Genomic DNA, 1,019 nt, shown 5'->3' on the forward strand with positions numbered 1-1,019 from the left:
ACAGGCACCGAACTATTAACCCTCACGGGTCATACTGACTGGGTATATGCAGTGGCGATCGCACCAGACGGAAAAACAGCGATTTCCGCTTCAGACGATAAAACCCTGAAAATCTGGGACACAGAGACAGGCACCGAACTATTAACCCTCACGGGTCATACTGACTGGGTAACAGCAGTGGCGATCGCACCAGACGGAAAAACAGCGATTTCCGCTTCAAGGGATGACACCCTGAAAATCTGGGACACAGAGACAGGCACCGAACTATTAACCCTCACGGGTCATACTGACTGGGTATATGCAGTGGCGATCGCACCAGACGGAAAAACCGCGATTTCCGCTTCAGAGGATGAAACCCTGAAAATCTGGGACACCGAGACAGGCACCGAACTATTAGCCCTCACGGGTCATACTGACTGGGTAACAGCAGTGGCGATCGCACCAGACGGAAAAACAGCGATTTCCGCTTCAGAGGATGAAACCCTGAAAATCTGGGACACCGAGACAGGCACCGAACTATTAACCCTCACGGGTCATACTAGCTGGGTACTAGCAGTGGCGATCGCACCAGACGGAAAAACCGCGATTTCCGCTTCACATGATAAAACCCTGAAAATCTGGGACACCGAGACAGGCACCGAACTATTAACCCTCACGGGTCATACTAGGGCGGTACTAGCAGTGGCGATCGCACCAGACGGAAAAACCGCGATTTCCGCTTCAAGGGATAAAACCCTGAAAATCTGGGACACCGAGACAGGCACCGAACTATTAACCCTCACGGGTCATACTAACTCGGTACTAGCAGTGGCGATCGCACCAGACGGAAAAACCGCGATTTCCGCTTCAGACGATAAAACCCTGAAAATCTGGGACACCGAGACAGGCACCGAACTATTAACCCTCATGGGTCATACTAACTTGGTAAATGCAGTGGCGATTGCACCAGACGGAAAAACCGCGATTTCCGCTTCAGACGATAAAACCCTGAAAATCTGGGACACCGAGACAGGCACCGA

At 51.7% G+C, this 1,019-nt stretch carries 1 protein-coding gene; it reads left to right on the forward strand.

Annotated elements, in window-relative coordinates; translation table 11 throughout:
- The coding region (locus tag QUB20_RS28370) for a WD40 repeat domain-containing protein (RefSeq protein ID WP_333250807.1) at positions 1-1,019 on the forward strand (1,019 nt) is incomplete at both ends.

It is taken from the genome of Microcoleus sp. B4-C2, assembly GCF_036705265.1.
In the GTDB taxonomy this organism is placed as follows: domain Bacteria; phylum Cyanobacteriota; class Cyanobacteriia; order Cyanobacteriales; family Microcoleaceae; genus Microcoleus.